The sequence below is a fragment of the Shewanella sp. GD03713 genome (assembly GCF_029843705.1).
Taxonomy (GTDB): Bacteria; Pseudomonadota; Gammaproteobacteria; order Enterobacterales; family Shewanellaceae; genus Shewanella.
In genome coordinates, this window is sequence record NZ_JAOCIW010000001.1 from 4,573,882 (window position 1) to 4,595,288 (window position 21,407).

17 protein-coding genes are annotated in these 21,407 nt (G+C 49.0%); 10 read left to right on the forward strand and 7 right to left on the reverse strand.

Features of this window, described 5'->3' with window-relative positions; translation table 11 throughout:
* Positions 1 to 202: 202 nt before the first annotated feature.
* The 3 genes from N5E87_RS20010 to N5E87_RS20020 all read left to right on the forward strand — a co-directional run bounded on the left by N5E87_RS20010 (position 203) and on the right by N5E87_RS20020 (position 2,856).
* Positions 203 to 1,540, forward strand: coding sequence for a coproporphyrinogen III oxidase family protein (locus N5E87_RS20010; RefSeq protein ID WP_011718647.1), 1,338 nt, complete (start codon positions 203 to 205; stop codon positions 1,538 to 1,540).
* Between the two features lie 115 nt (positions 1,541 to 1,655).
* Positions 1,656 to 1,889: a helix-hairpin-helix domain-containing protein gene (locus N5E87_RS20015; RefSeq protein WP_279775794.1), complete on the forward strand. Its 234-nt coding sequence runs from the start codon at positions 1,656 to 1,658 to the stop codon at positions 1,887 to 1,889.
* A gap of 28 nt (positions 1,890 to 1,917) precedes the next feature.
* The gene (locus N5E87_RS20020) at positions 1,918 to 2,856 is read left to right on the forward strand and encodes a DUF4424 domain-containing protein (protein WP_279775795.1); all 939 of its coding nucleotides are present in this window, start codon (positions 1,918 to 1,920) and stop codon (positions 2,854 to 2,856) included.
* 57 nt (positions 2,857 to 2,913) lie between these two features.
* On the opposite strand, the gene N5E87_RS20025 is transcribed toward N5E87_RS20020, so the two are convergent.
* A complete protein-coding gene (locus tag N5E87_RS20025) occupies positions 2,914 to 4,905 on the reverse strand; it encodes a ligand-gated channel protein (RefSeq protein ID WP_086903563.1) in 1,992 nt (663 codons plus the stop codon).
* A gap of 121 nt (positions 4,906 to 5,026) precedes the next feature.
* Here N5E87_RS20025 and N5E87_RS20030 point away from each other — a divergent pair, with 121 nt between their 5' ends.
* On the forward strand, positions 5,027 to 5,989 hold the full coding sequence (locus N5E87_RS20030) for a LysR family transcriptional regulator (protein WP_086903562.1): 963 nt from the start codon (positions 5,027 to 5,029) through the stop codon (positions 5,987 to 5,989).
* A gap of 79 nt (positions 5,990 to 6,068) precedes the next feature.
* Positions 6,069 to 6,941, forward strand: a complete 873-nt coding sequence (locus N5E87_RS20035; protein ID WP_086903561.1) for a patatin family protein — start codon at positions 6,069 to 6,071, stop codon at positions 6,939 to 6,941.
* On the opposite strand, the gene N5E87_RS20040 is transcribed toward N5E87_RS20035, so the two are convergent.
* Both N5E87_RS20040 and N5E87_RS20045 read right to left on the reverse strand, forming a co-directional pair.
* Positions 6,934 to 7,869: a LysR family transcriptional regulator gene (locus tag N5E87_RS20040; RefSeq protein WP_086903560.1), complete on the reverse strand. Its 936-nt coding sequence runs from the start codon at positions 7,867 to 7,869 to the stop codon at positions 6,934 to 6,936. The genes N5E87_RS20035 and N5E87_RS20040 overlap by 8 nt on opposite strands.
* Positions 7,870 to 8,724, reverse strand: a complete 855-nt coding sequence (locus N5E87_RS20045; protein ID WP_086903559.1) for an EamA family transporter — start codon at positions 8,722 to 8,724, stop codon at positions 7,870 to 7,872.
* A gap of 197 nt (positions 8,725 to 8,921) precedes the next feature.
* Between N5E87_RS20045 and trmL the strand changes: the two genes are divergently transcribed.
* Together trmL and N5E87_RS20055 are read left to right on the forward strand one after the other, a co-directional pair.
* Positions 8,922 to 9,386, forward strand: a complete 465-nt coding sequence (trmL, locus tag N5E87_RS20050) for a tRNA (uridine(34)/cytosine(34)/5-carboxymethylaminomethyluridine(34)-2'-O)-methyltransferase TrmL (RefSeq protein ID WP_011624457.1) — start codon at positions 8,922 to 8,924, stop codon at positions 9,384 to 9,386.
* 95 nt (positions 9,387 to 9,481) lie between these two features.
* Positions 9,482 to 10,459, forward strand: coding sequence for a transposase (locus N5E87_RS20055; protein ID WP_086903558.1), 978 nt, complete (start codon positions 9,482 to 9,484; stop codon positions 10,457 to 10,459).
* A gap of 1,166 nt (positions 10,460 to 11,625) precedes the next feature.
* Here N5E87_RS20055 and N5E87_RS20060 read toward each other — a convergent pair.
* Entirely contained in the window at positions 11,626 to 12,180 is a 555-nt protein-coding gene (locus tag N5E87_RS20060) for a hypothetical protein (RefSeq protein ID WP_086903557.1), read from the reverse strand.
* A 244-nt stretch (positions 12,181 to 12,424) separates the two neighbouring features.
* On the opposite strand from N5E87_RS20060, the gene N5E87_RS20065 reads away from it, so the two are divergent.
* On the forward strand, positions 12,425 to 14,452 hold the full coding sequence (locus N5E87_RS20065) for a S9 family peptidase (RefSeq protein ID WP_086903556.1): 2,028 nt from the start codon (positions 12,425 to 12,427) through the stop codon (positions 14,450 to 14,452).
* Positions 14,453 to 14,526: 74 nt separating this feature from the next.
* On the opposite strand, the gene N5E87_RS20070 is transcribed toward N5E87_RS20065, so the two are convergent.
* The 3 genes from N5E87_RS20070 to N5E87_RS20080 form a co-directional block, all read right to left on the reverse strand.
* The gene (locus N5E87_RS20070; protein WP_086903555.1) at positions 14,527 to 15,990 is read right to left on the reverse strand and encodes a pitrilysin family protein; all 1,464 of its coding nucleotides are present in this window, start codon (positions 15,988 to 15,990) and stop codon (positions 14,527 to 14,529) included.
* On the reverse strand, positions 15,987 to 17,318 hold the full coding sequence (locus tag N5E87_RS20075) for a pitrilysin family protein (RefSeq protein ID WP_086903554.1): 1,332 nt from the start codon (positions 17,316 to 17,318) through the stop codon (positions 15,987 to 15,989). The genes N5E87_RS20070 and N5E87_RS20075 overlap by 4 nt, the downstream gene beginning before the upstream one ends.
* A 137-nt stretch (positions 17,319 to 17,455) precedes the next feature.
* On the reverse strand, positions 17,456 to 18,868 hold the full coding sequence (locus N5E87_RS20080) for an amidohydrolase (RefSeq protein WP_086903553.1): 1,413 nt from the start codon (positions 18,866 to 18,868) through the stop codon (positions 17,456 to 17,458).
* A 320-nt stretch (positions 18,869 to 19,188) separates the two neighbouring features.
* Here N5E87_RS20080 and N5E87_RS20085 point away from each other — a divergent pair, with 320 nt between their 5' ends.
* Positions 19,189 to 20,184 (forward strand): WYL domain-containing protein, encoded by a 996-nt coding sequence (locus N5E87_RS20085; RefSeq protein ID WP_086903552.1) that lies wholly within the window; start codon positions 19,189 to 19,191, stop codon positions 20,182 to 20,184.
* An 81-nt stretch (positions 20,185 to 20,265) separates the two neighbouring features.
* Positions 20,266 to 21,402 carry a cell division protein FtsZ gene (gene ftsZ, locus N5E87_RS20090; protein ID WP_086903551.1) on the forward strand — a complete coding sequence of 379 codons (1,137 nt, stop codon included), beginning with the start codon at positions 20,266 to 20,268 and terminating at the stop codon, positions 21,400 to 21,402.
* Positions 21,403 to 21,407: the final 5 nt, after the last annotated feature.

Sequence of the window (21,407 nt, forward strand, 5' to 3'; positions counted from 1 at the left end):
ACCTCAGTAAATATGCATCTATGTTTACTAAAACATGATCTGCTTAACAAAAAGCCAGTGATTTCCTTGTTAGGAAACCGTAACTTATAACCAGTTCACGTTTTGCTTACTCCATACGAGGTAGTCTAATTGCGCTAGGTGGTCGTGAATTACCTAAAGCAATTTCGGTGTTTACGGTTAGCACTCTCAGATAGGAATCGTTATGTCTTCAGTTATTCAAACGCTCAATCGCGCGATCGCAACGCCTTATCAAGCGAATATTACCGTCCCTAACTGGATGCTCAGCTCGATGGAACGAGTCATGCAGTATTATGTCGATAAGAATCTTCGCCTCGATACGCTCTCCGCCGACATCATGCCCGCCCCGGTCGAAGGTAAAAAGTACATGCTTTATGCCCATGTGCCCTTCTGCCATACCTTGTGTTCTTACTGTACCTTCCACCGTTTTATGTTTAAGGAAGACAAGGCGCGCGCTTACTTTATCTCTCTGCGTAAAGAGATGGAGATGGTCAAAGCCTTAGGCTATGACTTTGAATCTATGTACATTGGCGGCGGCACCACCACAGTATTAGAAGACGAACTCGCCCGTACTATTGAGCATGCCAAGACCCTATTCCCAAGCATTAAAGAAGTGTCTTGCGAGTCGGATCCACAGCATTTAGACAGCCCAGGCTTTAAGCAACTCAAGGGCTTAGTGGATCGCATGTCCATCGGCGTCCAAAGCTTTAACGACGACATTTTAAAAATGACCGATCGCCTCGAAAAATTCGGCACAGGTCAGCAAACCTTCGACAAGATCATGGCGGCCAAAGAGCTGTTCCCTATTATCAACGTCGACCTGATTTTTGGCTTTCGCGGTCAAACCGATGAAGTGATCCAGCACGACTTAGACATGGCATCGCGCCTCGACCCAAGACAGATCACCACCTATCCGCTGATGATCACGCACCAAACGCGTAAGAGTGTTAAAGGTAAACTGGCAGCGCCACAGGCGGATATGGCCAACCAATATCGCCAGATCTTAAACCGTTTAAATGGTCAATATAATCAGTTGTCTGCATGGGCCTTTGGTAAGGCGAATGACGAAGGCTTCGACGAATATGTTATCGACTACGATGAGTATTTAGGGGTGGGTTCAGGCTCATTTAGCTTCCTGAACGACACTTTATACGTCAACACTTTCTCGCTGCGTAAATACCAAGAGCGGATCGCCGCCGGCAAGATGGGCGTCGAGCAACAGAAAAACTACAGCAAAAAGGACGTGATGCAGTATCGCTTCCTGCTGGGGATGTTCTCTGGTCGCCTATCGCGCAAATACTTCCGCGAAACCTTCGGCGTTAACTTAGACACAGCCCTGTTTAAGGAAATGACCTCGATGAAGCTAATTGGCGCCATCAAGAACGACCCCACCGATCCCGATAATCTGATCATCACAGATAACGGCAAGATGATGGGCCTGTTAATGATGAAAGAGTTCTACGCCGGCATGGATAACGTGCGCGCGCAATTGCGTAAACCACTCAAGCCCTGCGATATGTAACTATCAGTTAAACCACAAAAGGCCCATGATGGGCCTTTTTGTTAGCGCCATTTCAGGCTACGCTTGCCACCACTCACGCATGAGTCTGTCACCCAGTAATAAAGGAGTATTCGTTATGGGTTTTAATGAGCAAGAAAAACAAGCACTACTCGCCGTTAAAGGCGTTGGCCCGACTGTCATTAAACGCTTTGAAGAAATCGGCATTAACTCACTCGAGCAGTTAGCCGAGCATGAGGTCGAGGATATCGCCAACCTCGTCGCCAGCATGTTACGCACCACTTGTTGGAAAAACAGCCCACAGGCTCGCAACGCCATCGCCGCAGCCATTGCGCTTGCCCGCCGCGCCTAATCCTTTATTGCTATCTTTTGAGATGTTTATGTCAATCCATATTCGCGCCCTAATGGGCGGTTTACTCGCGCTGATGAGCACGGCAGCCTTCGCCAATGACAGCAGTTTTGGTGATGCTAATGGCTCTATCACCCTTAAATATCAGCCGCATATCAGTATGGACAAGGAGTCGCTCTTTATCAGCGAGGCCGAAGTTAGGGTCGATTATCTGTTTACCAACACCAGTTCGCAGGATCTTATCGTCCCCATTGCCTTCCCCATGCCGCCGATGTTTTTTGGCTCCGCAGATCACAGCAGTATCGATAACTTCACCCTCAAAGTGAATGGCAAAACCCAGCCAACTCAGCACAGGCTCGTCGCCCAACTTGCCGATAAGACGGATATTTCACTAGAGCTTAAAAATCTCGGCTGGGGCGTAGAGGAAGTCGCCTATTTTGCCGAGTACGGCGAAGTTCCCAAAGGTAAACCCATGCTCCCCAAGGAATGGTTGGATGAGGACCAACAAATCGCCTTTACCCTGAGTGACTACTTTGTGTGGCAGCAAACCTTTCCCGCAGGAAAAACCGTTGCCATCAGCCACAGTTACACCCCGAGCCTCTCAACGGGCGTGCCCGATACCGCCAGCAGTATTATCGATACTTACACTGAACTTGCCTGTTTAGATGAAAGCGCCAAGCAAGGCATTCGTAAGCGAAACCTTATCGTTAAACAAGACGGTGAAGATCAGGAGATTGGCGTCGAGTGGAGCCATCTTAGCTATATATTGGTGACGGCTAATAACTGGCAAGGGGCGATTAAGGACTTCAAACTGACGCTGAAAAAATCCCAGCCCACAGATCTCATTAGCTTGTGTTTTGATGGCGAGCTTAAAAAAATCGACCCACTCACCTTTGAGTTTCAGCAAAAACAATTCACCCCAACACAGGATCTCAGCATCCTATTTATCCGTAAACCGGATTATGAATAATCGAAAAAGCCAGCTAAATGCTGGCTTTTGTATTAAGCGACTAATTTTAAAAGGCGATTAAAAGCTATAGGTCATACCTAACCAGTAACGACGGCCGTCTTCGATATAACCGTATTCTTCTTCCGTGATGTCCTTATCGAAGGCGTTATAGATGCCCGCGCTGAACTTAATGCTGTCATTAACGCGATAGTTCGCCCCTAAATCTAACAGCGTATAGGAAGGCGCAATTAAGCTGCTTGAAGAAGGCCCTGTGGTTGGTTGGCTCTCTTCGCCACGGTAGTTGACCCGCAGCCAAGTGCTTAACTTATCTATCGGCTCATAGTTAACCGACAATTGCACCAGATGTTTAGGTAACTGATTCAATGGACTACCTTTATAGGCACCCGTCTTCTGCTCCGAGTCGGTATAAGTGTAGTTGCCCGTTAATGCTAAGTTACTCAAGATTTTATAGTCGATACTGAACTCAACCCCTTGGGTGACCGCCTCATCGATATTCACATAGGTGGTTGGGTCAGAACCAAACTGATTCGGCCCATCGGTACATTGAGTCGCAGGACAAGCGACACGGGTGATCTTGTCCTCAAACTCGTTATAAAACACGCCAGCACTGGTGGTGATGGAATCGGTAAGATCGGTGTAAATCCCTAGCTCATAGTTCACTGAGGTTTCGGGTTGTAAATCGGGGTTACCGTACATATTGCCGCCTCGGCTCACCTGCCCCCAATCGGGTACGGTTTGCCTCAGGCTAGGCGCCCTAAAGCCCGTCGACACACCGCCCTTTAAGGTAGTGTGCTCGGTCAGCCCCCATACCCCGTAAATCCGTGGGCTGAGGTGGTCGCCAAAGTTTTCATCATCGTCTAAACGCAGGCCTAAGGTTAAGGCAAAATTATCGACGATACGCCATTCATCCTCTGAGAACACCGACCATTGGCGGCGACTAATATCGGTTAACTCGCTGACCTGATTGCCTGTTTCATCGGTGAGATCTTGCTTATTGAAAGCCGCGCCGAACGTAGCGGTATGGCTTTCACCTAAGGTAGCGATCAGGCTGGTTTGAGCATCGGTATTCTTGATTTTCATCTTGCGGGACTTGTTATCATACACTTCGTGCTTGATATAAGTATCCGAGGTACCAAAGTCCCAACGCCCGGTATGCGATAGCGAAATGGTGCTGTTTTCATATTCGGTTGTCGACGATGCAGGGCAACCGCTGCGGCCACAACTGGCTCCTGGCGCTAATGGTGCAACGGTTTTCCCTAAGGTGCTATCCAACTCTTGGTTGGCGATGCCGACTTCCAACATGATGTCATGGTCTTGGTTAGGTGTGAGGGCAAATCTGGCAGTGAGATTATCCGCATCGCGACCTCGGTAACCGCCGTAGATATTATCTTCTTCACGCTGGGTATATTGGCCATATAACTGCACGCCGAGCAGGTCTTTAATCAAGCCACCGTTCACAAAAAAGTTGCCCTGATACACATTACCCGAGTCCGACTTCTCCTGCAGCGTGGTGTCGAGGCGCAGTTCCCCCTGCCACTCATTGGGCACTTTACGGGTGATGATGTTGATCACCCCACCGATAGCATCCGAACCATAAAGGGATGACATAGGGCCGCGGACAATTTCAATCCTATCGATTGCGGCGAGCGGCGGCGTCCAAGCGCCTTCAACACCAGGACCATCGCTGTTGGTGCGGGTCTCGCGGGAAGACTGACGCTTACCATCGACGAGGATCAGCGTGTATTGGCTGCCCATCCCCCGCAGACTAATATCCCGACGGTCGGCACCACCAGTTACCACCACGCCGGGGACTTCTAACATGGCGTCGGTTAAGTCACGGTAAAAACGTGTATCGAGATCCTCACGGGTAATCACGCTAATCGATGCAGGCGCGTCACGTACTTGCTGCTCAAAGCCCGATGCGGTGACGACAATCCTTTCCATCATTTTGTCTTGCTCGGGGGCGGTATCCGCCAAAGCCTGAGTGGCTGGTAGCAATAAAGCTGTAGATACCAGCTGTGCGAGGATCTTTTTACGACGTAACAACATAACCAACAAATCTCCCTTGACCCTTTGTAAATGATAATAATTTTCAATACGGCAATGTATCCCTATGTTACAATCGGCTCAAGTTAGACTTTGAGTAATCACTTGTAAGAGTTGCTTAAGAATGAATAGAAATATGGTCAAGGGCATGATCGTGTTTGCCGCCATCGCGGAAAAAGGCTCGATGAGTGCTGCGGCAACGCAGCTTAATCTGAGTTCATCGGCGGTGAGCCAGCAAGTCGCAAAGCTTGAAATGGATATGGGAATTAGTCTGTTTCACCGTAATACCCGCCACCTGACACTCACAGAGGCGGGTACATTATTTTATGAAAACTGCATTAAAATCATAAAAATAGTAGAAAGCGCCGAACATCAGCTACACGCATTAAAGGGCACACCTTCGGGGGAGCTTAAAATCGCCGCGCCAGTCGGTTTTGGCGGTGGTTTACTCAGCCAGCCATTAGCGCATTTATTGGCGGCTCATCCGCAGATCAGCCTCAATCTGCAGTTACAGGACGGCCCAATCGATATAGTTAACGAAGGAATCGATCTGGCAATTTGCATCGGCCCTCTATCGGATTCGAACCTTATCGCTCGCCCCTTGGCGGATTGGCGCATGTTGTTGTGCGTCGCCCCTAACTATATTCCTCAGCATCAACACCTACAGCATCCTGACGAGTTACAAGGGTTCAACCGTATTAGCCACAGCTATGCTAAGCCCGAGTTTTTAACCCATTCACAGACTCAAGAGCGAATAGAACTCCCTGCCCAGCGCATCAACGTCAACAATATGCAGACGCTTATCCAACTCACCCTCGATGGATTAGGTTATGCCGTATTGCCAGAGCCCGAAGTCCATCAATATCTTGCATCTGGCCAATTGGTGACACTTTTGCCCGACTGGTCGCTACGCACCTACAGTGTTTACAGCGTGACCTCCGCGCGGGATAAACAGCCCGCCAAAGTGAAAGAGGCCATAGCGGCGCTCAGCCAATATTTTAGCCAGATGGATTTTAGTCCGAACCCAGCATTACTGACTCAACCCAGCGCCTGCGTGCACACGCCAAGATTAGCCATACCCGCCTAACCCTTGTAGACACGCGTTTCATTTATCAGGTGAGTTAGAGTATGCTGTTCTATCCATTCGATTAAACAGTAGTAACTCAATGCAAGATGTGGCCTTAGTGTTAGAGGGCGGCGGCCTGAGGGCAATCTATACCGCCGGCGTGTTAGATGCCTTTTTACAGCAACAATTGCACTTCCCCTATGTGATTGGTGTCTCGGCGGGGGCGATTTATCCCGCTTCTTATGTTTCACGCCAATTTGGCCGCAATTTACAAATTCAGCAGCAATATCTGCGGGATAAGCGCTACATGGGGCTACGCCACTGGTTAGCCACGGGTAATTATGTCAACACCGACTTTACCTATAAGCGCATGGCCTATGAGTTACTGCCTTTTGATTTTAAAACCTTTTTAACCAGTGGAACCGAGTTTAAGGTCGGGGCATTTAACTGCCAGACAGGACAAACTGATTACTTTGGCATGGCCGATTTTCAAGAGCACGACAAATTGCTCGACGTGCTTATCGCCTCCTCTAGCCTGCCTTTTATGGCCAATCCCTATCGGATAAACCAGCAAACCTACCTCGACGGCGGTATCGCCGCGCCCATTCCGGTAGCGAAGGCGCAGCAAGAGGGCTATAAGCGGCAGGTGGTGATCCTGACTCAGGACGCAAACTATCGAAAATCGCCGATGAAGTTCAACTGGTTAGCGCGCAAGCGTTATCAAGCTTATCCGGCAGTGGCCGCCGCGCTCAAAGTACGCCATCAACGTTATAACCAATCCCTCGAGGAACTCACCCAGAGTGTTGTCAGCGGCGATACCTTTGTGATCCGCCCCGCTGCGCCACTTAACCTCTCGCGACTTGACCGCAATATCGATAAAGTGACCGCCGTATATCGCCAAGGGCTGGCCGATGGACAGGCGATTTTGCCCAAGCTGCAGGCTTGGCTAAACACTGGGGCAGATATCAGTTAGGGAGCGAGGCGCTGACTTTGTTAATAATCAGTTCCCGCAGCCATTTATGGCTGAGATCGTGCTCGAAATGCTTATGCCACATCAGCAGATAGGCACCGGGGATCAGTTTAATTGGCGAGGGTAAATACTTAAGATCAAACGACTTCATCATCGCTAAGGCATAACGGGAAGGAGCGCAGAGAATCAAATCGCTCTGCTCACACAGGGCCAGCGCACTCAGAAAGTCGGTCATATTGACCGCAATATCCCGTTTACGCCCTTGGATTTGCAGCACATCGTCTAACAACCAATATTCCAAGCCACCAAAGGCGACCTGTAACTGGCGATAGCTTAAAAAGGTATCGAGATCCCATTCCTGCGAAAGTGCAGGATGGTCACGGCGCATCAGGCAAACTGTGTAATCCTGAACCAATTCAACATAATGGATATCATCCGGAATATGGTTTACATGCATGGGCGAACGTTCATCCCATTCGCGGCAACCTATGGCAAGATCGATATCGCAGCGCAGCAGTCTGTCCATGGTATCCAGCCGCCAGGTTTGGCAATTAATGCTCACACCGGGCGCCTGCGCTAAGAGCGAAGGCATAAAGTGTGGGAAGGTCAGCGAGTAGGTCGTTTCGACCAGATGCATTCGAAACTGGCGCTGACTTAAGGCGGGTTCAAAACTGTCTGGCCGAGTAAATTGCGCTAATTGCTGTAAACATTGGCGCAAGTCGGGCGCCAGCGACAGCGCCTTGGGCGTCGGCTTGAGGCCGTAGGCGGTGCGCTCGAATAAGGGATCATCAAACACTTCGCGCAGGCGGGTCAATTGCTTGCTCACCGCCGACTGACTTAAATGCAGCCGCGCCGCCGCAGCCGTGACACTCTGCTCCTCGAGGAGAATTTCCAGTACGGGCAGTAAGTTTAAGTCTAAGTGTTTTAGCATCTAACCCCTCGCTTTTAAGGGATTCCACCTCAATTTTTGCGGCAACTTCATCAGCAGTAGCGACAGTAAAATCACTAAAATCCCTGCCCACTGGCGCATATCTAAGGCTTCACCCACAATCAATACGCCTAATGATACGGCAACCACGGGATTGACTAAAGCCACCATCCCCATGATTTCTGGTCCTAAATTTCGCATTGACCAGAGCCAAGCCCAATAAGCCACTGCGGTATTGGCGGTAACCAACCAGATTAATGAGGGAACCACATCCATACTCGGGATCTGTGGCGGCCCCGCCATAAACCACGCCAGCGGGATCAACATCAATCCCCCCAAGAGTAATTGCCAAGCGGTGAGCACTAAAAAGTCGCCCACATCCCAGCGCTGCATCCAGCAGGAAGAAAAGGCAATCAGAGTCGTCGCACTCAGCATACACAGGACACCAATCGGGTCGAGATCCGCCGAGGGATTAAGCAATAAAATCACGCCACCGAGGCCCATTAAACCAAGCAGTAGCCACTTCATCCCCGGGCGTTTTTTATCGATCAGCCAAGCGAGGATCAAAAAGATTAATGGCAATGTCGCCCCCAGCGTGCCCGCGACGGCACCCGGTAGCCGATAGGCGCCAATAAACAGCAGCGCAAAGAAGGCGCCAATATTACAAAACGCCAGCAAGCTTAATTTGGACCATGCCAGTGTCGGCAAACGTGGGCGCAGCATCAGCAGCAAAATGCCCGCAGGCAGCGCGCGCCAAACCGCCACCCAGTAGGGCGACATATCCTGTAAGTAAAGACTCACCAATGCATAGGTGGTCCCCCAAAACACAGGGGCGAGTAACGCAATCACAAACGGCATAATGACTTCTTAAAAAGTATCTTGATGTTGAGATATATTACTTTGAGAGAATAAAACAGGCAAGTGCTGAGATAAGGTTAATAGGGAGAAAAGAAAAATGGACTGGCGTTTATACTGCTTTAGATATGCGCACGCAGAGCTGCGCTTAAGGCTTGTTTGCCGTATAATCGGGCGTCATTTTTTATAGGCGGGCAAGCATGTTCCATATCGCACTCTATGAGCCAGAAATCGCACCCAACACGGGTAATATCATTCGCCTTTGCGCAAACAACGGTAGCCAACTGCATCTAATTGAGCCACTAGGGTTTGATTTTGAAGAGAAAAAACTGCGCCGCGCGGGCCTAGACTATGCCGATTTAACCAATGTGACTCGCCATAAAAACTTCGATGCCTTCCTCGAAGCCATGGCAGGCAAACGCATTATGGCCTGTACCACTAAGGGCAGCCGCCCTCACACTGAACTCAGTTTTGCTAAGGATGACGTACTGTTATTTGGCCCTGAAACCCGCGGTCTACCTATGCCAATTATCGAGTCGATCCCGACCGAGCAGCGATTACGCATTCCGATGGCAGCCACCAGTCGCAGCCTCAACCTCTCCAATGCCGTGGCGATTATCAGCTACGAAGCCTGGCGTCAGCTCGGGTTTGAAGGCGCAATTTAATAAGTAAGAATGTTTAAAGTTGGACACCCAACGTTAATAGCGCGTTAGTTAACCTCCGACTATGCTTTGGTTAAGCATTGAACAAGGAGGTTTGTATGCCGCGCCCTCGCAGAACTCAGATAAGTCTTGAAGACACGCCCTATTACCATTGCTGTAGTCGCGTGGTGCGGCGTGCATTTTTATGTGGCGATGATACCTATTCGGGTAAAAACTATGACCATCGCCGCGCTTGGGTAGGGGCATTATTGTTTGAACTTGAAGCGGTTTTTGCTATTGATGTGGCCGCGTTTGCTGTGATGTCGAATCATCTGCATGTGGTGTTGCGGGTAGATATCGAGACTGCCAATCGTTGGACTGACTGCGAAGTACTAGAGCAATGGCATAAGTTGTTTAAAGGCGATGAATTAACACAAAAGTTCGCCAAAGGTGAATTGGTTGAAGCTCATGAGGTCAACCGATTAAAGCATTCAATTGCCATTTATCGCAGTCGTTTGTGTGATATTTCATGGTTTATGCGCTGCCTCAACGAACCGATTGCAAGGCAAGCAAATCAAGAAGATAACTGCACAGGCAGGTTCTGGGAAGGTCGGTTTAAATCCCAAGCCCTACTCGATGAAGCCGCGGTGTTAGCCTGTATGGCCTATGTTGATTTGAATCCGATTCGAGCGCAACTTGCTGATACACCAGAACAATCCGACCATACCAGTATTCAACTGCGTATTCGGGCCGCATTAAAAGGTGAGCAGCCAAGCAATCTCCTGCCTTTTATTGGTAGCGAGTGCGACAATCAACCCAATGGCATTGCGTTTTCATTAACGGATTATCTCGAATTAGTCGATGATACTGGCCGAATTATTCGCAATGATAAACGTGGATACATCAGTGAAAGTAGCGCCAAGATACTGAACAGATTAAATATCCCCCATGATAATTGGCTCAAACTGACAACCGAATTTGGCAAGTTATTTCATGGTCCCGTGGGCACACTGCAAGCACTAACCGATTACTGCGAACACTTAGAAAAGCGACGACGGCATTTTGCGGCAAGCTGTCAGCACTTTCACTGCAATTGACAACGGCTTATATCACTTCAAATGCCCCATCCAGAACACATCCCAAGCACTAAGGGATGACTTATCTCGTCTGAAATACCCCATTTTTAAAGGAATTAGCGTAATTTATTGCCCTAGATGTTGTCCCTGCGACTGTGATGGTTCTTTTTTAAACAACATTAACTTTTACAAGTTGTAGGTAAACGGAAAGTGCATTATGTTGTTGATTTAAAATGGGTGGCAAGATTTAGCTTCCGAAAGATCGCTTTAACTCAATTCGGCCTGAAAGCCAGTAATTTTGCCGTCAGGTATGTTGGATGAATTGTCATTGTTTCCCACTGACACAATGCGGTTTTATTTAACAGAGTTGTCCCGCTAGGCTCGATGACCACACTTTGTGACAAGCTACCAGCAATTTCACTGCAACTGACAACGGCTTACATCACTCCTAAAGTAGTCTTATCTCAGCAGCTCCCAATCCTATGGGACGATATACCTCGTTTGAAATCCCCCATTTTAGATGGAACTAGCGCAATTTATTACCCCGATGCTGTCCATGCGGCGATTTATGGTTCTTGTTTAAGCCATTTTAACTCGGACAAGTTGTAGGCAAACCTAAAGTGCATTATGTTATTGATTTAAAATGGGTGGCTAGATTTAATTTCCATCGAGGTATTATTTGAGTAATCGAGCGTTTGAGAGAAATTATATCTTAATCACTTTCATACCAGTATTGATGCCAGGTTTTATTCTTTATTGTCTTATTCAAGGAAATATAGATAAGGCATTAATACTTTTGAGTATTTTTTGCTTTTCTCTATATTGTTATTCACGTAGTTCAAAGATCATTCGCACTGTAGAGGGGTTCATCTCTAGGATGGTGTGGTGTTGTATTTTGTTATCAGTAACATTAGTTATCGTAGCAATATCTCCTGAAGCTAAAAACGCATTCGCAGGGGCCGTTCTATTTTTGTATGTCCCGAGTTTGCTTATTAGTATTTTTGTGCTCAACAGAAGTCGGCCAGCCAAAGAGCTTAAGGAAAAGCTGAAAATTATTTATAACAAGTACTAACTAAAAATACTTGTCTTTGAATGTCACTCCTACGCTCAGAAGTGAATTTTATGGGTATCCAGCCAAGGTTGTACTACATGATCAAAACTGCCCATTCTGGTATCAATGAGTTGGCTTAATGAGATGGTGCGAAAGGCGCCATCTCTATCCCACGAAAGAGCTGATAGCGGTCGATATCATCGTCTAAATATTGGATATTTTGTGTCCACTGCCATGCGCCCTGGGGCGATTTAGCTTCAAATAACAGTTGGATTAAGGCGGCGCGCGCATTCACGACTCCCTCGCCCAGCAGGGAATAATCGCCATTTTGTTGATATAAACTAAAGAGTTGCTGCTTTTCCTGTGAGACACCGTCGTAGTAGGTTAACAGTACTTGCTCGCCCTGCTCCCGAAACCACCATGTCTCGCTGTAGGGAGCGCGTGTACCGACACTTACGGAGAGGATCAACTGGCGCTGATCATGGGAGCAAAAGCCGTTGACTATGACTTGCTTCGGGATTTCCCCCACCTTCGCGGCATTGCCCTGCCACTGCCCCACCATTTGTGGGCAAAAGGCTTTAAAACTGATCTTAGCGGCTTGCGCAGGAAAGATAGCTAAGCTGCCCAAGGCGAGTATCAATACATTTTTTATCAATAGCTTGCCCAGTTTTTGCGGGATGATTAACGCCATATTCGAGTCCTATTTCAATCTCCCAATACATTAGCGTTAAAACACCTTAGCCACAAATACGCTACGACAGTTTGCGCCGTGCATGTCATACCTAGTCATCAAAATGAGGCCTGTGGTTACAGTTACTTACATAAAAGTCCGTCTCAACCTTCACAGACTCAGCTTGATTTCATGCTCGGTTTTTATACTTTGGGGTTTAATGGGAAAAATAACGATAACACTCTGAATGATAAGGAGACATCTAGTGAAGAAGGCAGGAATTATACTGCTGAGTCTGCTAATGCCCCTCAGTACGGCATTTGCAGAAGCCAGCAAACCACTCTCAGTCGAATTACTTTGGCAACTCAAACGCATAGGTAGCCCAGTGGTGTCCTCCACGGGCGAGCACATTATTGCGCCTGTGACTGAATACGACCTTAAGGAAGACAAAGGTTCAACCCAACTGTGGCGCTTCGACGGTGAAGGTAAAAATAACCGTGCGATTACCGCCAAAGGCTTAAAAGTCAGCGAGCCAGTATTCTCGCCAGACGGCAAAACCTTGGCCTTTATCAGCGAACGTAACGATGATGACGCGGGCCAAATTTACCTGTTACCTATGGACGGCCCGGGTGAAGCCAGCAAGCTCACGGATATACCCACCGGCGTCAATGGCATCAAGTGGATTGGCAAGCATTTGTATTTTATCAGCAATATCTTTCCTGAGCAGAATTGGGAGCAAATGAAGGCCCAGCTTAAGACTGATAAAGACAATAAAGTCTCCGCCCGCCAGTGGAATGCGCTGCCCTATTCGCAGTTCGATCATTGGTTAGATGAGCGCCGTCAGGCCCATGTATTTAGGATCCCAGCCACAGGCGGCGCGGTTGAAGCCGTGACTCAGCCGTTAGGCCATGAACTGCCACGCTCAAGCCAAAGCAGCTCAAGTTATGATATTTCCCCTGATGAACGCTTAATAGCCTTCAGCGCCTATGGTTCGGATAATCGCGTCGACCCTAAGTTAGACTTGTTCCTCGCCACCATTGGCGGCAGCAAGGCTGAAAATATCACTCCAGATAACCCAGCGCCGGACCTGAACCCAACATTTAGCCCTAATGGCAAAACCCTCGCCTTTACTCGCCAAAAAATCCCCGGATTTTATGCCGATACCGCAAGGTTGATGCTGCTGGATGTGAACAGTCGCAAACTCACCACGCTCACCGCGGATTGGGATCGCTCAGTGTCTCAATTCGAGTGGACACCCGACAGCAAGGGCTTCTATGCCAGCATTGATGATGCGGCGACAAACCGTATTTATCATATCGATGCCAAGAGCGGTAAGGCCAAGGCCATCACTCAAGCCACCGACTTTAGCCAGCCAGCTATCGCTAAAGATGGCCAGTTGATTGCGACCAATCAAAGCTTCTTGTATCCCGCGCGTTTAGTCAGCATCAACCCTCGCAATGGTAAAACCGAGCGTTTAGAGCAGTTTAACGACGAGATTTTAAAGGATGTCGATTTAGGCACCTATGAGTCGGTCACCTACAAGGGTTACCAGGGCCAAGACATTCAAATGTGGGTGCACTATCCACCCGGCTTCGATCGCAGCAAAAAGTACCCGCTGTTTATGTTGATCCACGGTGGCCCACACAACGCCATTAGCGATGGCTTCCACTTCCGCTGGAACGCACAAACCTTCGCCTCTTGGGGTTATGTCACCGCCTGGCCAAACTTCCACGGCTCTAGCGGCTTCGGACAAGAGTTTGCCGATGCTATTAACCCAGATTGGAAAAACAAATCCCTCGAAGATGTACTCAAAGCCGCAGACTGGTTTAAGCAACAAAGTTGGATCGATAGCGATCGTATGGTCGCCGGCGGCGCCAGCTATGGCGGCTACTTAACCTCGATTATTTTAGGTCAGCCGCATCCCTTCAAGGCGCTGCTGATCCACGCAGCGGTGTACGACATGTACTCCCAAATGTCGGCGGACTTTGCCGTCCACAGCACTCGCTTTGGTAACTACTGGGATAATCCTGAGCTGTATAAAGCCATTTCGCCCCATTACTTTGCCGCCAACTTTAACACCCCAACCTTAGTCAGCCATGGACAACTCGATTACCGTGTGCCCGTCGGCCAAGGTTTTGAGCTGTTCCGCACCCTGCAAACCCGTAATGTCGAATCGCGGATGATTTATTTCCCCGATGAAAACCATTGGATCATGAAACCCAACAACTCCATCTATTGGTATAACCAAGTGAAGGATTGGATGACCCATTACGCTAAGCCCGGTGCGCAATAACACCTAGAAAAGAAAAACAAAAGGTCTGCACTAAGCAGACCTTTTTATTGGGCGAAATAGACTAACGCCAGTGGTTATTGACCGAAACCCACCGCATTAATATCCACGGTTTGCACTTGGCCATACTTGGCCGCGATAGGTGCTATCTTGCTGGCGTTGCCAATCAGCACAAACTGCAGGTCTTTTTGTGGGAAGTAAGTTTTCACTAACCTTTGGGTTTCTTCTAAGGTTAAGCCATCCACTTTGGCTTGGAACTCATTGATAAACTTATCATCGAAGCCGTAGAGATACATGCCAGATAGGAGTCCAGCCAATTGGCCCGAGGTTTCAAACTTAGGCGGGAACTGACCTTTAACATAGGCCTTAGCCGAATCAAGAGTCGCTTGGTCGACACCTTTCTCCCATAAGCGAGCATAGGTTTTCAGCGCTAAATCAATCGCTTCTTGAGTGGTTTCCGTCTTAGTGAAGGTGCTAATGGTAAACACGCCCGAGTCGGTATAAGGACTAAAACCGGAGCGAGCACCGTAGGTTAGCCCCGCATTCACCCGCAGTTCATCGTTCAGCCAAGAGGTAAAACGGCCACCTAAAATGGTGTTCACGACCGTTAGCCCCACATAGTCAGGGTTATCACGGCTAATGCCTAAACCACCGATAACAAAGGTGGTTTCCATCGCATCTGGCTTATCCACCAGCAGCACTTTGGCCTCAGTTAACTTTGGCAAACCTTGGTTTAAGTCGGGCTGAACGAGTTTTTCGCTGCCTTTCCACTGACCAAAAGTCTGGGTTAGCTTGGCCTTCATCGCCGCCACATCAAAATCCCCCACCACTGTTAATGCGGTATTGGCAGGTTGATAGTAGCTTTTATGGAAGGCGCGCAGCTGCGACACTGTGACTTGCTCAAGTGACTCGCGATTACCCGATGAGGCATTACCGTAAGGATGGGCACCGAACACCAGTTTATCGAAGTAGCGACCAATCACGGCGCGCGGGCTTTCTTTATCCTGCTGTAAACCCGCAATGGCGCGCTGCTTAAGCTTGTCGAACTCGGCCGAATCAAAGTCTGGGCTTAATAGCGCGGCGCTGAATAGGCCGAGCATCACATCGGTATCTTTCGCCATAAAATCGGCGGCCAGATAACTGCCTTCTTTGTCGGCTTCGGCCCCTAAGCTAGCGCCGAGAAAATCCACTTGCTGCTCAATCTCGGCCTTGGATTTACCCGCCGCACCAAGGAGTAAACCCTCGGCGGTCATTTGAGCGATACCCGCTGTGGTGTCGTTTACCGCCCCAGCACGCACGACCGCGTTTAGGGTGATTAACGGCACTTCGCGCTGTGGCATTAAATACACGGTTAGGCCGTTATCTAGCACTAACTTGTCGTAACTTGGCATGGCAAAGCTGCCGGTATCGACGCGTTTTGGTGCCGTGGTGGAGGCACAGCCGGATAAGGCTAAGCTAGCGCCTAGGGCTAATGCGACCATTAACTTAGTCGGCTGCAGAGATGATTTTATAAAGGATGATTTAACAAAGGAGAATTTCATTGATCCGACTCCTCGTTTGCCGCCAATACCGCAACAGTGCGATTCGATTTGCGTAAATAGGTTTGGGCAACACGTTGGATATCCGCAGGCGTTACCTTGTTATAGGCCTCTGGCGCATTAAATAATTTATCGTAGCTACCAAAATACATTTCATAGGTGCCTATGGTGTTGGCCTTACCATTGATGGTTTCCATCGCACGATAAAAGTCCATCAACTTGATATTTTTGACTTTATCTAGCTCTTGCTGGGTCACGCCATTGGTCGCAATGCTATTAATTTGTTCGATCAGCGCGCGCTCTAAGGTGTTAGCATTCACTTCAGGCGTGGCTACGCCCATCACATAGAACAGGTTAGGATCGACCGACATCGGCATATAAGTCTCGGCTTCGAGCGCGACTTGCTTATCTACCAGCGCTTGATATAAACGCGAGCTATTACCTTGGCTTAGGATAGAGCTGAGCAGATCCAAGGCATAATAATCGGCATGGGTCGCCGCTGGCACATGGTACGCCAACATCACGTTAGGTGTACTGACCGAGGCTTTTTGAACGAAAGTACGGCGCTCACCCTTTTGCAAAGGCTCGACGGTACGCACGGCCCTAGGCGGCGTTTGCGCAGGAATGGGCGCAAAATACTTATCCGCCAATGCCTTAACTTGAGCCAGCTTTACATCACCGGCAATCACTACGACCGCATTGTTCGGCGCATAGTAGGTTTTATGGTATTGCACTAAATCTTCTAGAGTCCAAGCGGCAATATCCGACTCATGACCAATCACAGACCAAGAGTAAGGGTGCGCTAAAAAGGCCACGCCTTTAACTTCGCCTTCGAGGGTATTCCAGTTGGAGTTTTCAAGCCCAGTCGAACGCTCCGACTGTACTACGCCACGCTCGCTTTCCACCATATCGGGATTGATATCTAAGTTGGCGATACGGTCAGCCTCGAGGTCGAACATGGTTTCTAGCGCATTAGCTGGGAACCAGTCGGTGTAAACCGTCATATCCTCTGTGGTGTAGGCATTGTTAGCCCCGCCTGCGGCTTCCATGGTACGGTCGAACATCTTAGGGCCGTATTTTTTCGAGCCGTTAAACATCATATGTTCGAAAAAGTGTGAAATACCGGTAATCCCCGGGACTTCGTTGCGGGAACCGACTTTCCAAAACAGATACATGTTGGCATTGGGAATAGAAGAGTCCTCTAGCACCATGATTTTCATGCCGTTGGCTAGCGTAAAACTCTTGATGTCTTCTGCCGTTGTGGCCTGTGCTTGGCTCAAGGGATTAAAGAGCCCCATCGCCAACACCAGCGCCGATAGCGTGCGCTTCATCTTGTTCGCTCCTTGCTGTAAAAATCCACATATGAAGGCAAATTGCCTAGCAAATCAAGCGCAGGAAGGCCTTCCCGCGCCGATTTTTTGTAAGCTCAAGTTATACCGAAAAGCTGACGGAATAAGGCTTAAGCGGTTTATTGCGCCTTAAGTGCCGTAAGGGCAACCTTGGTCATGGCCTCAACACCAACTTTTAACGCACTTTCATCCACATAGAAGGCGGGAGAATGGTTACTGGCCGCCGTTTCAGGATCTGTGTCTTTTGGTGTTACCCCTAGGAAGAAAAACATCCCAGGAGACTCTAGGGCATAGAAGGAAAAGTCCTCGGCACCTGTGATTAATCCGGGCTCAATCAACATATTATCGCCGACCACACTGGCAAGCACGGGGCGCATACTGGCGACCAATTCAGGATTGTTCACCACCACGGGATAACCTTGATGGATTTCGGTTGTCGCGGTGGCGCCTAAGGTTTTTGCCGATAACTCGGCGATTTCGGCCAAGCGCACCTTAATATCGGCGCGCATAGGTTGATCGAATGTACGGATGGTGCCAATCAGTTCCACTTCATCGGGAATAATATTCGAGCGAATGCCGCCATTTACTGCGCCAAAACTCACCACGGCGGGTGCTTTGGTAATATCCACCTGACGACTGACAATGGTTTGCACATTGGTAATAATTTGCGCCGCGGCGACGATAGGGTCGACGCCATTCCACGGGCGCGAACCATGGGTTTGGCGACCTTTCACTTTGATTATAAAGGAATCTTCACTCGCCATGGCTGGGCCGCTACGCACACCAATCATGCCGCTTGGCATACTTGAAGTTACATGCATGCCAAACACTTGGTCGGGTTTACGCTTGGCAAACAGCCCTTGTTTTAGCATTAATTCCGCGCCGCCTTCTTCGCCATCAGGCGCACCTTCTTCGGCGGGTTGAAAGATAAACATCACATCGCCGGCAAGACTATCCTTCACTTTCACTAAATTTTCGGCCACACCCATCAACATAGCCACATGGGTATCATGGCCACAGGCATGCATCACCCCAACAGTTTTACCGCGATAGGTATCTGTCGCTTTAGAGGCAAAAGGCACATCGACTACTTCGGTCACGGGCAAAGCATCCATATCCGCGCGAATCGCAATCAAGGGGCCGGGTTTACCGCCCTTTAACTTTCCGCCTTTCAAGATAGCAACAACCCCAGTATGGGCAATGCCCGTCTGTACTTCTAATCCGAGGGATTTCAGATGTTTTTCGATAATCTTGCTGGTGCGAAACTCGCGGTTAGATAACTCAGGATGTTGGTGCAAATCACGGCGCCAGTCGATCACCTTTTGCTCCACACCCGCCGCTAACTTGGCCGCGTCGGGCTGCGCCGCATTAGCAGCGCTTACCCCAGCGCCCATTAAGCTCAAGGTGACAAGGGAAGCGAGTAAGCTCTTGGTCAGTTTGGATGGACTCACACCGAGTGAACGGGAATAAGGTGCAAAGGATGTAGCTACAGAGGATGTTGATAACGCGCGCGATACCGAGGATACAGTCATAGCGATAACCTATTGTTGTTTTTATAAGCTATCTAAACTACACGGACATTGAGAAATTGTTAATAGATTTAATAGTAAGGAGACATTACGCAGTGAATGTTTTACTACACTCAGTGTAAATCACGCGGCTTGCAAAATATGCCGACAATCCATTGTTGATGGTCTTATGAAATCAAAAGCCGAGACAATGCGATTACTCGCATAAGGTGAGTCAGTCGGGATTTTGAAAGATTTTCACACACCATACAAAACCTGCGACAGCTTTTGTCGCAGCCTTTGATTAATATAATGTTATTCCGCTAAACATCGAAAAATTCATCATGCAGCCTAACTTTCAACGCCAAGTGACACTACTGAGCTTAATCCCGCGGGCGCCACGTAAAATCTCGGTGAACGAATTAGTCGAGCGGCTGGCAAACCGCACGCAGGATATCAGTAAGCGTTCGGTGCAAAGGGATTTAAAGGCCATGTATGAAATGGGCACCTTTGGCTTACGCCTCGATGATAGAAACAAGCCCTATGGTTGGTCGATTGAGTCCTGCTGGCGCGGGTTGAACCTAGAGCTAATGGACCAACATATGGCGCTGGCTTTAACCACCTTAAAGCGCAGTGCGAGTCAGTTGATGCCACCACAAAGCTTGCAACAACTACAGCCCTACTTCGACAGGGCCGATCAGGTGCTGGCTAGCGATCCCGAAAACCCTTGGCTCTATTGGGCGTGCCGAGTCGCACAGCTTCCCGAGCCTTACCCCTTTATCCTGCCGCAGCACCAACCTCAGTCCTTAGAGGTCATACAGCAAGCGATTTTGGATAAGAAACAAATTCGCTGCGATATCAAAAAATGGATCAATGGCAAAATGCATTGGCTGCATTACAACCCTATAAATCCACAAGGAATTTTAATTCGCGATGGGGTGGCGCTACTCGCTTTTACCATTGGCAGCTTTGATAAGCGCCGCCACCACAAACCGATAGGCTTACTGCGTAATGCGCAGCTATTGCCCAGCGCGGCGGTTAAGAGTGCCGATTTTGATATAAATAAAACCGCACAGGGCTCGCGTGGCGAGAAGATGCGTCTCGAACTGCTGCTCTCCGATAAGGCGAGTTTTATCATGCGCGAAGCCAAGTTTAGCGATAACCAGACCATGCAATTACGCGAGGATGGCCGCTTTTATGTGGTCGCAGAAGTCACTGACACCCCAAAACTGCGCGCAGCATTGTGGGAAATGGCCGATACCGTGGAGGTGCTAGCACCGGTAAAACTGCGGGAGCACTTTGCCGCCCTCAGCCAAAAAATGGCGGCGAAATACCGTTAAACCGTTTATCGCAGTGATGCGACAAGCTGAGTCGCAACTCAAGGTTAGTCTTGCTTTACCATTGCTAACTGTGAGAGTGCTATGTTTGAACTAATTCATGAAACCGCCACTGGCGCCATGCCCAAATTAACGGTATTCGGCGTCGGAGGTTGTGGTTGTAATACCATTAATCAACTCAGCCAAGTCAATCTGCCATCCAGCGTAGAATTAATTTCCGTCAATACCGATGCCCAAGCCATGGCCGCCACCAGCAGCCATTACCGCATTCAAATTGGTCCACAAACGACGAAAGGCTTAGGCGCAGGCGCCAAGCCCGATGTCGGCTGCGCAGCAGCGATTGAGTCGGCGCAGGCATTAACTGAACAAATGCAGCATAGCGATATCGTGTTTCTCACCGCGGGATTAGGCGGCGGCACAGGTACGGGCGCGCTACCGCAGGTGGCAAAGCTCGCTCGAGAGTTAACCAAACCTGTTATCGCCGTTGTGACCATGCCTTTTAGCTTTGAGGGCCAGCACAGAAAGACCAATGCCGAAGCCGGACTGCAGGAATTATTGGAGAGCGCCAATGCCGTTATCGTTCTCCCCAACGATAAGCTTGCCGAGGTGCTTGGCGCCAAAGTGACCCTGCTTAATGCATTCAAAGAGAGCAATAAAATTTTACAGGATGTATTACTGGGGCTTGCCAATACCATCAGCCAAGCTGGGCTTATCAATATTGATTTAAATGACTTTATTTCCGTTATCAGCCGCCAAGGTCGCGCCGCAATGGGCGTGAGCTGCCTTCAGGGCGACGAGGATCTTATCTCGGCGGTTAAACGCGCCATGCAACATCCTTTGCTCGATAATATTGAACTCAATCAAGCACAAGCGGCAATTGTCAGTGTTGTCGCAAAAGACACGATAGAGCTCAGTCAATACAACCAAATCGGCGCAACTGTACATGAGCAATTACCGCGGGATGCCCTAGTGATTATTGGGCTCACTCTCGACCCGAACCTCGAATCGGAGCTCGAAATCATGGTGATAGCAACGGGGATTGGATTCGCGCCGCCGGAAATTCAAGCTCCTATCCAGGCAGTCAATGACAACTATATCAATGTGCATGATTTTATTAAGCGTCAGGCAATATCCATCGCCGAGCCTGCACCATCCAAGTTTGATTTAGAAAACTTACAAATCCCAACTTATCTGCGGCAACAAAAGCCCCAAGCGCATTAGTTAAC

Coding starts and splice junctions, on each gene's coding strand:
- ftsZ (WP_086903551.1), top strand. CDS start 20,266: ATGTTTGAACTAATTCATGAAACCGCCACTGGCGCCATGCCCAAATTA.
- N5E87_RS20055 (WP_086903558.1), top strand. CDS start 9,482: ATGCCGCGCCCTCGCAGAACTCAGATAAGTCTTGAAGACACGCCCTAT.
- N5E87_RS20010 (WP_011718647.1), top strand. CDS start 203: ATGTCTTCAGTTATTCAAACGCTCAATCGCGCGATCGCAACGCCTTAT.
- N5E87_RS20070 (WP_086903555.1), bottom strand. CDS start 15,990: ATGAAATTCTCCTTTGTTAAATCATCCTTTATAAAATCATCTCTGCAG.
- N5E87_RS20060 (WP_086903557.1), bottom strand. CDS start 12,180: ATGGCGTTAATCATCCCGCAAAAACTGGGCAAGCTATTGATAAAAAAT.
- trmL (WP_011624457.1), top strand. CDS start 8,922: ATGTTCCATATCGCACTCTATGAGCCAGAAATCGCACCCAACACGGGT.
- N5E87_RS20035 (WP_086903561.1), top strand. CDS start 6,069: ATGCAAGATGTGGCCTTAGTGTTAGAGGGCGGCGGCCTGAGGGCAATC.
- N5E87_RS20015 (WP_279775794.1), top strand. CDS start 1,656: ATGGGTTTTAATGAGCAAGAAAAACAAGCACTACTCGCCGTTAAAGGC.
- N5E87_RS20085 (WP_086903552.1), top strand. CDS start 19,189: ATGCAGCCTAACTTTCAACGCCAAGTGACACTACTGAGCTTAATCCCG.
- N5E87_RS20020 (WP_279775795.1), top strand. CDS start 1,918: ATGTCAATCCATATTCGCGCCCTAATGGGCGGTTTACTCGCGCTGATG.
- N5E87_RS20075 (WP_086903554.1), bottom strand. CDS start 17,318: ATGAAGCGCACGCTATCGGCGCTGGTGTTGGCGATGGGGCTCTTTAAT.
- N5E87_RS20025 (WP_086903563.1), bottom strand. CDS start 4,905: ATGTTGTTACGTCGTAAAAAGATCCTCGCACAGCTGGTATCTACAGCT.
- N5E87_RS20030 (WP_086903562.1), top strand. CDS start 5,027: ATGAATAGAAATATGGTCAAGGGCATGATCGTGTTTGCCGCCATCGCG.
- N5E87_RS20080 (WP_086903553.1), bottom strand. CDS start 18,868: ATGACTGTATCCTCGGTATCGCGCGCGTTATCAACATCCTCTGTAGCT.
- N5E87_RS20040 (WP_086903560.1), bottom strand. CDS start 7,869: ATGCTAAAACACTTAGACTTAAACTTACTGCCCGTACTGGAAATTCTC.
- N5E87_RS20045 (WP_086903559.1), bottom strand. CDS start 8,724: ATGCCGTTTGTGATTGCGTTACTCGCCCCTGTGTTTTGGGGGACCACC.